Here is an 8,966-nt window from a genome sequence, read left to right on the forward strand (position 1 = left end):
ACGCCTCGGCGCCACGAGCCCGCAGTGTCGCCCGCAACGGCGGCGTCACGCTCACCGTCGACGGACGTTCGGTCAGCGGTCTGGTGCAGCGTGGCGGCGAGGCATCGATGGCACATCTCGAGTTCGATGCCATGTCCCCCGCGACCGCGACGACGCTGCGGGAGGTGCTCGGCGAGTCCACCGAACCGACCGATGACATGCATCGTCGCCTCATCGAAGCGGCGTCGTGGTCGTCACCGGTTCTCGAGGTCGCCGACTGCTCCTGCCGCGCCCGCGGCGACCGGTGCCTGCACATCCTCGCCACGCTCTATTCCCTCGCCGCGGCCGTCGATCGAGAGCCCTCGCTGGCCCTCCGCCTACGCGACTTCGAGGCACGGCTCAGCGGAGTTGCCGGTGGCGCGGAACACCCGGATGGACCACCGAGCCGGATGCCGCTGCGGTGGGCGGCCCTGACGACTTTCGACGCCCGCGATTATTGGAGTGCGGGGCGTCGGACCGGGCCGCCCGACTGACCGCCGAGTGTGAGAACGAGAGAAGCCCTCCCGGTTTCCCGGGAGGGCTTCTTCATGGTGCTCGGTGAGCGAGGCGTGTCAGGCGTTGCCCGACAGCTTCTCACGCAGTGCGGCGAGCTGCTCGTCGCTGGCCAGCGAACCGCCGGCCGACGATCCGCCGGTCGAGCTGCTGCTCGACGACGATCCGCCGCGGCTCTCCGACGCCGACGAGTAGTCGGTCGGGGCGTTGGCGGCCTCTGCGGCAGCAGCGGCGAACTTCTCCATCTGGGCGGTGTGCATCTTGTGGCGACGCTCGGCCTCGGCGTACCGGGCCTCCCATGCCTCACGCTGCTTCTCGAAGCCTTCGAGCCATTCGTTGGTCTCGGCGTCGAAGCCCTCGGGGAAGATGTAGTTGCCCTGCTCGTCGTAGCTGTCGGCCATGCCGTACTTCGAGGGGTCGAACTCCTCGGTGTAGTCCTCGTTGGCCTGCTTCAGGCTCAGCGAGATCCGACGACGCTCCAGGTCGATGTCGATGACCTTGACCATCGCGTCGTCACCGACGGAGACGACCTGATCCGGCACCTCGACGTGGCGCTCGGCCAGCTCGGAGATGTGGACCAGACCCTCGATGCCCTCGTCGACCCGGACGAACGCACCGAACGGCACCAGCTTGGTGACCTTGCCCGGCACGATCTGGCCGATGGCGTGGGTGCGGGCGAACTGGCGCCAGGGATCTTCCTGAGTTGCCTTGAGCGACAGCGACACACGCTCGCGGTCCAGATCGACGTCGAGGACCTCGACGGTGACCTCGTCGCCGACGGCGACGACCTCGGACGGGTGATCGATGTGCTTCCAGGACAGCTCGGAGACGTGGACCAGACCGTCGACGCCGCCGAGATCGACGAACGCACCGAAGTTGACGATCGAGGACACGACGCCCTTGCGGACCTGGCCCTTCTGCAGCTGGTGCAGGAACTCGCTGCGGACCTCGGACTGGGTCTGCTCGAGCCATGCGCGACGCGACAGGACCACGTTGTTGCGGTTCTTGTCGAGTTCGATGATCTTGGCCTCGATCTCCTTGCCGATGTACGGCTGCAGATCGCGGACGCGGCGCATCTCCACGAGCGATGCCGGGAGGAAGCCGCGCAGGCCGATGTCCAGGATCAGGCCGCCCTTGACGACCTCGATGACGGTGCCCTTGACGGCCTCGTCCTTCTCCTTGAGCTCCTCGATGGTGCCCCAAGCCCGCTCGTACTGCGCACGCTTCTTGGAGAGGATCAGACGGCCTTCTTTGTCCTCCTTGGTGAGGACCAGGGCTTCGACCTCGTCACCGACGTTGACGACCTCATTGGGGTCGACGTCGTGCTTGATCGACAGTTCGCGAGAAGGGATGACGCCTTCGGTCTTGTAACCGATGTCGAGCAGAACCTCGTCCCGGTCGACCTTGACGATGGTGCCTTCCACGATGTCGCCATCGTTGAAGTACTTGATCGTGGAGTCGATGGCGGCGAGAAAGTCCTCGGCAGTGCCGATGTCATTGACGGCTACTTGCGGCGAGGTGATCGTGGGGGACGACATATGTTGAGTTGCTCCGGACAGGTGTGTAGTAGGTACGATTCTGCAAAGCTCTGTTGATCGACACCACCTGGACCGGCCTGTCACCGGTCAGGGCAGGTGCGAACCGCGCGTCATCGGGCACACGCGCGTGTAGAAGCCTACTCCAGCGGCATTGTGCTGGGCAAATGGCTCGTCTCACGAGGCCGCCAGGACGTGCGGCCCGGCGGAGAATGAGACGATCCCCACGTGGCGCACTCACTCGAACTCCTCCTCGACGACTCGTCCGACCAGCAGGTTCGGGCCGAATGGGACGCCCTCGCCGCAGCCGGACTCCCCCATCAGGGTCGCGTCGCGTCGCCGACGAATCGGCCCCACGTGACGCTGGTGGCCGCGTCCCGGATCGACGGGAACGCCGATGCGGCACTGGCCGCGGTCGCCATGCGTCTGCCGGTGGGCATGCGGCTCGGCGCTCCGATCGTCTTCGGCGGCGGTCGACGATCCACGCTCGCGCGGCTCGTGGTGCCGTCGAGCGAACTACTGTCGGTCCACGCCCAGGTCTCGCGACTGTCCGCCGAGTTCGTCGACCCCGAGCCGGCCGACACGCCGACAGCCTCGACCGATGGTCGCCGAATGCCATTCGCGCACACCGTTCCCGGGCAGTGGACCCCGCACGTCACCCTCGCGCGGCGGATGGACGCCGAACAGCTCGTCCGCGCCTTCGACATCCTCGACATCCGCGCCGAGATCGTCGGCGAGTTCACCGCACTGCGACGCTGGGACCCAGATGCGGGAACCGACGTCGTGCTCGCGGGGCGGGCCTGCTGATCGCGCTGCGGAGTCAGACGGAGGAGCCGCCGTTCCCCCGTCGGCCCGGCAACGCGCCGAGTAGCCGACGAAGCCGGGAGTCCGGACGGAACCGCGGGCAGGACCGCTCGCCGCAGAGCGCGCAATCCGTACCCGTCCGGTAGTGCTCGTGAGCCGATCGGTCGTGACCGCATCGGCAAGTCTGGTCGCCCACGGCGCTCAGGTTACCCAAGCAGGGTCTTCGGACCCGGGGTCGTCGAAGGTTGTGACCCACGTCGTCGCCACGGCGACGAGCGCGTCCCACCGGCACCGGGTGAAGAACTCCGAGATCACGATGAGAGTGACTTGAGAGCCCACGGCCCGATGATCTGGGCATGACCGAAACACTGAGATCCTCCACCGACCGACCAGCACCGAGCGCCGACGAGTTCGCCGAACGACTCTTCGGTTCGACGCTCGCCACCGCCGAGACCATGAGCGTGTACCTCGGCGAGCGCCTCGGGTGGTACCGATGCCTGGCCGAATCGGGACCCCTCACCGCCGACGGGTTGGCCGAACGAACCGACACCAACGCACGCTATGCCCGGGAATGGCTGGAGATGCAGAGCGCCTTCGGCATTCTCGACGCGGACCTGACCACCCGGCCGCACACCTTCGCGATCTCGCCGGGCGTCGCCGAGGTACTCACCGACACCACCAGCCTGTCGTACCTCGGCGCCCTCCCCCGCATGTTCGCAGCGTCGGCACGCCATCTGCCGGAGTTGCTCGATGCCTACCGGAACGGTGGGGGCGTGAGCTGGGAAACCCTGGGCGCCGACGCGCGAGAGTGCCAGGCCGATCTCAACCGGCCCTGGTTCGACGCACGCCTCGCGCCCGCGCTGGCGGGTGTCGAAGCCCTGCACGAGCGGTTGTCCCGGCCCGGGGCGCGGATCGCCGACGTCGGGTTCGGAGCGGGCCACTCGACCATCGCACTCGCGCGGGCCTACCCGGAGGCCACCTTCATCGGGCTCGACGTCGACGAGGCGTCGGTACGGATGGCCCGTGCGCATGCCGAGGCGGCGGGTGTCACCGACCGCGTGACGTTCCTCGTCGCCGACGGCGACGAGGCCGCGGCGCACGGCCCGTTCGACGCCGCCTTCGCGTTCGAGTGCCTACACGACATGCCGCGGCCGGTCGAGGTCCTCGCCGCGGTCCGGCGCGCACTGGCGCCCGGAGCTTCGCTGATCGTCATGGACGAAGCCGTATCCGACGAGTTCGACGGTCCCGCAGACGATCTCGACAAGATCATGTACGGGTTCTCGTTGCTGGTGTGTCTGCCGGACTCGATGAGTTCACCACCGTCCGCGGCCACCGGCACGGTGTTCCGACCGTCGACGCTGCGTCGGTACGCGCACGACGCGGGTTACGCGGGCGTGACGGTCCTACCCATCGAGGACTTCAGCTTCTTCCGCTTCTACGAGCTGACGACCTGACCCCGCCGGTGCGCGCCCGGCCCGCAACGAGGTGACGGCGACGTCGACGACATCGGACGGAGCCGTGGCGGCACCGGTCGCGACGAGATCGTCCGTCACCGCCTCGCCCAGCGCGGCTCGGATTCGATTCTCGACGGAACCAAGTCGCCCGACGTCGTTCCCGAACGGATCGGACCCGGCCACCTCGTGTGCTCGCCGGGTGGCACCGAGGATCAGAGCGGCCTGTTCGCACCGCCCGAGATCGACCAGGACGTCGATCACCGAGCGCAGGGTCACCCACTGATTCGTCCAGTTTCCCGCTTGCCGAAAATGCTCGAGCACCTCCACGTACGACCGGGCGGCGGCGTCGGTTGCGCCGGAACGGGCCTCGATCGACGCCCGCGACGCCATCGCCACCCCGAGCAGATACCGGTCACCGTGCCGGCGCGCGGACTCGATGGCACCCTCGAGGAGTTGCCGCGCCCGCCCGGGATCGGCGTCGAGCAGACACTCGCCGGACACGTAGCGACACCAGGCCGCGACAACGTCTTCACCCGCTGTGGCACAGGCGATCTCGAGGGACCGCGCAGCCGGGTACGCGTCCTCGCCGCGGTAGGCGCGGATGAGCAGTGCACTGATGTCGGCCATGTGCGCCGCCCCCGGCATCCCGGCCGCCAGTGCGAGTTCGCGGAACGTCCGCGCGTCGTCGAGCGCAGTGTCGAGATCCCCCTGAAACAGGCCGATGTCCACGAGCATCATGTGGAGGTAGACGCGGACCGACGGGTCTGGGCCGGCGTCGAGGCCCCGGCGCGTGCACCGCCGCGCGGTCGGCAGGTCGCCATCGAAGCGGGCACCGCCGGCCGACACCGCCCACACCGCGGACCCGAGCGACGAGTCGTCGTGACGGTCGATGAGCATCCGCGCCCATGCGGTGACCTCCGGACTCATGGTCAGTTCGAGGAAGGGGATCGACCCCTGCAGGATCGTGTCGGCGAGAGCGGGATCGTGAACACTCGCATGGTCGATCGCCTGCCGCACGTCATCGAGCCGTTCATCGATCAGGCGCGCGGCGTCGAGGTGTCCGCGACCGTAGACCTCGCACCCCAACGGACCGAGCCAATCCGCGACCCACGCGGTGTGCGCACACCGCGCACCGTCGAGGGCGTCCCGACTCGCCAGTGCATCGATACCGAAGGCACGCAACGTCTCCAAGAGGAGGTAGCCCCCCGGATCGACCGACACCATGCACGCGTCGACCAGTTCGGCCATCGCATCGGCCACGTCTTCGCGGTCCAGCACTCCCGTCGCCGCGGCCAGGAACTCCGCATCGTCGAGTCCGAACCGGGAGGGGAAGATGCTGAGGACGTCGAACAGACCACGCGCCGAGTCGCTCAGCAGTCCATAGGACCAGTCGACGAGTGCGTGCAGGCTCCGGTGCCGGGGCGCGATCCCGCGCGGACCGCGCAGGACCCGGAAACGCCAGTGCAGTCGGTCGACGAGCACTGCCGGCGGTATCGCGCGCGCCTTCGTCGCCGCGAGCTCGACGCCGAGCGGCAGGCCGTCGAGCCGTCGGCAGATCTCCGCGATCGCCGGCGCCGTTGCCTCGTTCAGCTCGAAGCGTGCATCGCGTGCCCGGGCACGGACACAGAACAGCCGGACGGCATCCGACGACTCGATGGCGGCGGGCGCCGCATCCACGTCCGGCACCGGAAGTGGGTCAAGGGAGATGATCTGTTCGGCGGCAATTCCCAGCGGCACCCGTGAGGTCGCGAGCACCGTGATATCGGGGCACCGATCCTGCAGCGCGACAACGAGTTCGACCGCTGCCTCGAGGACGTGCTCACAATTGTCGAGCACGAGCAGTCCGCGTCGACCGGTCAGCGCGCCGGTGAGTGCGTCCAGGGCCGCGACATCGCGACGCATCGACAGGCCCGTCGCCGAAGCCACCAGGTGCACCACCGCGTCGCGGCTCGCGACCGCTGCCAGTTCGGCGAACCAGACGGGACGGTCACTCGGCGACCGGACATGGTGCCGGACAAGCGCCGTCTTGCCAACACCACCGGGGCCGAGGACCGTGAAGACCCCGCGTCCCCGCACGGTTGCCGTCAGGCCAGTCAGGTCGGCATCCCGGCCGATCAGCTGGCCCGAATCATGGTTCGCCGCGCCGATTTCGGTATGTGGTACCGCGACTGTTCGTTCCGGCCGCCCATCGCCGCGGACGCGGCGCGGCGGCGGGTCCCCGTCGAGGATGCGGGCATGCAGTTCGCGGACCGACGGGGCCGGGTCCGTGCCGAGGTCCTCCGCGAGGCGTCGACGCAACCGTTGGTAGGCATCGAGCGCCTCGGCCGCGCGATCCGTCCGCCACAACGCCGCCATGACCCTGAGGTGGAGCCCCTCGCGATAGGGATGATCATCGGCGAAGGGCAGCAACCGGACATAGGCGTCTTCCGGACGGCCGAGGGTGACCAGGGCATCGGCAGCCGTCTCCGCGGCCAGGACACGCCGTTCGAGGAGCGCCCCGACCTCCGGCTGCGCCCAGGCACAGTCGGCGAACTCGCCGTATGGCGTTCCATGCCACAGACTCTCGGCCTGGTCGAGCAGATCGACAGCCAGCTGTGGCTCGGCATCGACGACGGCGACGGCCCGTGCCACGGTGTCGTCGAAGAGCAGTGCGTCGACATCGGTCCGATCGACGAGGAGCGTGTACCCGGGCGCGGTCGTGACGACTCGCAGACGGCCGTCGACCTGACGTCGCCGCAAGGTGGTTCGCAGTCGGAAAACGAGGTTGTGCAGGGCCGACTCAGGTGTGGCCGGCGGCGCGTCGGCCCACAGGATGTCGGTCAGCCAGTCCACATCGGCCACCGCATTCGCGCGCAATGCCAGCGCGGCGAGCAGACAGCGGAGGCGAGGGGTGCCGAACTGCGGTCGGGACACACCCGCGTCATCCGGTGTGTCCACCGGACCCAGCAGAGTGAGACAGACCATGGCCTTATCATCGCAGGATGTCCCCCAACCAGGCGGAATCCGAACAAACGACATCGAACGGCCCGGGGTCGAGCCGCCCCCCGAGGGTCCTCGGCGACGTGGACTCGGCGACCAGTGACCGTGCCAGCCGGTGGTGGTGGGATCACGACGCGGAGAACTACCACGTCGAGCACGGCGACTTTCTCGGTGCCCATGCCGCGGGCGGGGATTTCGTGTGGTGTCCGGAGGGTTTACGCGAGGCCGATGTACGGCTGTTGGGGGACATCGAAGACCAGGACATCCTCGAGATCGGCTGCGGTTCGGCGCCCTGCGCCCGGTGGCTGGCCGCGCACGGCGCGCGCGCAGTGGGCGTCGACCTGTCGCGCCGGATGCTGGGCATCGGACTCGACGCGATGGCCGCCGAAGGGGTGCGGGTCCCGCTCGTCCAGGCGACCGCCGAGACCCTGCCCTTCGCGTCCGCGTCGTTCGACGCCGCGTGTTCGGCCTTCGGCGCGGTACCGTTCGTCGCCGACTCGGCCGGCGTCATGAGCGAGGTCGCACGGGTCCTGAAACCCGGGGGGCGTTGGGTTTTCGCCGTCAATCACCCGATGCGCTGGATGTTCCTCGACGATCCCGGGCCGGAGGGCCTGACCGTACGCATTCCCTATTTCAACCGCACGCCGTACACCGAGACCGATGCCGACGGAACGTTGACCTACGTCGAACACCACCGCACCATCGGCGACCGTGTTCGCGAACTCCGGGCCGCCGGATTCGTTCTCGACGACATCATCGAACCCGAATGGCCTGACGGTTTCGACCGCACCTGGGGGCAGTGGAGCCCGTTGCGCGGCAGCTACTTCCCGGGAACAGCCATCTTCTGTAGCCACAAGGCCGACTAGCGGCGCTCACAGCAGCTTCGACAAGAACTCCCGGGTGCGCTGTTCCTTCGGATCGGCGAGGACCTGACGAGGGTTCCCCTTCTCCACGACGACGCCGCCGTCCATGAACACGAGCTGGTCGGCGACCTCCCGGGCGAAACCCATCTCGTGCGTGACGACCAGCATGGTCATGCCCGACGCAGCCAGCTCACGCATCACCTTCAGGACATCGCCGACGAGTTCGGGGTCGAGCGCCGAGGTGGGTTCGTCGAACAACATGAGTTTGGGGTCCATCGCGAGCGCACGCGCGATCGCGACACGCTGCTGCTGGCCACCCGACAGCTGGGCCGGATAGGCGTCGGACCGGTCGGACAGGCCAACCCGGTCCAGTAGATAGCGGGCTTTGTCGACCGCCTCCGAACGCGACTGACGCTTCACCTGCATCGGCGCCTCGATCACGTTCTCGAGGGCCGTGCGGTGCGGGAACAGATTGAAATGCTGGAACACCATGCCGATGTCGCGTCGCTGGGTCGCCGCGTCCTTGGCACTCATCTCGTGGAGCTTGCCGTTGCGTTCCCGGTAGCCGATCAGATCACCGTCGACGTAGAGCCGGCCGGCGTTGACGACTTCGAGGTGGTTCACACAGCGGAGGAACGTGGACTTCCCCGATCCCGACGGACCGATGAGACACAGCACCTCGCCGCGCGCCACCTCCAGCGAGATCCCCTTGAGGACCTGGACCGAACCGAAGCTCTTGCAGACCCGGTCGGCCACCACCATCGGCGGCGGCCATCCGCCAGCGGCCGGTGCGGCCGTGT

At 68.3% G+C, this 8,966-nt stretch carries 7 protein-coding genes; 4 read left to right on the forward strand and 3 right to left on the reverse strand.

All coding sequences use genetic code 11. From position 1 onward, the window contains the following. Positions 1-512 (forward strand): SWIM zinc finger family protein (locus M4D77_RS22825; protein ID WP_259937525.1); only part of this gene is annotated, 512 nt, incomplete at its 5' end. Between the two features lie 78 nt (positions 513-590). Here the strand turns inward: M4D77_RS22825 and rpsA are convergent. Next, positions 591-2,069: a 30S ribosomal protein S1 gene (gene rpsA, locus M4D77_RS22830; protein ID WP_259937526.1), complete on the reverse strand. Its 1,479-nt coding sequence runs from the start codon at positions 2,067-2,069 to the stop codon at positions 591-593. 225 nt (positions 2,070-2,294) lie between these two features. Here rpsA and M4D77_RS22835 point away from each other — a divergent pair, with 225 nt between their 5' ends. Further along, positions 2,295-2,873 (forward strand): 2'-5' RNA ligase family protein, encoded by a 579-nt coding sequence (locus tag M4D77_RS22835; RefSeq protein WP_065632390.1) that lies wholly within the window; start codon positions 2,295-2,297, stop codon positions 2,871-2,873. A gap of 353 nt (positions 2,874-3,226) precedes the next feature. Continuing rightward, the gene (locus M4D77_RS22840) at positions 3,227-4,324 is read left to right on the forward strand and encodes a trans-aconitate 2-methyltransferase (RefSeq protein ID WP_065632389.1); all 1,098 of its coding nucleotides are present in this window, start codon (positions 3,227-3,229) and stop codon (positions 4,322-4,324) included. On the opposite strand, the gene M4D77_RS22845 is transcribed toward M4D77_RS22840, so the two are convergent. Continuing rightward, the gene (locus M4D77_RS22845) at positions 4,274-7,288 is read right to left on the reverse strand and encodes a BTAD domain-containing putative transcriptional regulator (protein ID WP_259937527.1); all 3,015 of its coding nucleotides are present in this window, start codon (positions 7,286-7,288) and stop codon (positions 4,274-4,276) included. The genes M4D77_RS22840 and M4D77_RS22845 overlap by 51 nt on opposite strands. A gap of 17 nt (positions 7,289-7,305) precedes the next feature. On the opposite strand from M4D77_RS22845, the gene M4D77_RS22850 reads away from it, so the two are divergent. Continuing rightward, complete coding sequence (locus tag M4D77_RS22850) at positions 7,306-8,169, forward strand: class I SAM-dependent methyltransferase (protein WP_259937528.1); 864 nt, start codon at positions 7,306-7,308, stop codon at positions 8,167-8,169. Between the two features lie 6 nt (positions 8,170-8,175). Here the strand turns inward: M4D77_RS22850 and M4D77_RS22855 are convergent, their stop codons facing one another. Further along, positions 8,176-8,928, reverse strand: coding sequence for an amino acid ABC transporter ATP-binding protein (locus tag M4D77_RS22855; RefSeq protein WP_259937530.1), 753 nt, complete (start codon positions 8,926-8,928; stop codon positions 8,176-8,178). Between the last annotated feature and the right edge of the window lie 38 nt (positions 8,929-8,966).

The organism is Gordonia sp. p3-SID1431 (genome assembly GCF_025143765.1).
In the GTDB taxonomy this organism is placed as follows: domain Bacteria; phylum Actinomycetota; class Actinomycetes; order Mycobacteriales; family Mycobacteriaceae; genus Gordonia; species Gordonia hongkongensis.

Coding starts and splice junctions, on each gene's coding strand:
- rpsA (WP_259937526.1), bottom strand. CDS start 2,069: ATGTCGTCCCCCACGATCACCTCGCCGCAAGTAGCCGTCAATGACATC.
- M4D77_RS22840 (WP_065632389.1), top strand. CDS start 3,227: ATGACCGAAACACTGAGATCCTCCACCGACCGACCAGCACCGAGCGCC.
- M4D77_RS22845 (WP_259937527.1), bottom strand. CDS start 7,288: ATGGTCTGTCTCACTCTGCTGGGTCCGGTGGACACACCGGATGACGCG.
- M4D77_RS22850 (WP_259937528.1), top strand. CDS start 7,306: ATGTCCCCCAACCAGGCGGAATCCGAACAAACGACATCGAACGGCCCG.
- M4D77_RS22855 (WP_259937530.1), bottom strand. CDS start 8,928: ATGGTGGTGGCCGACCGGGTCTGCAAGAGCTTCGGTTCGGTCCAGGTC.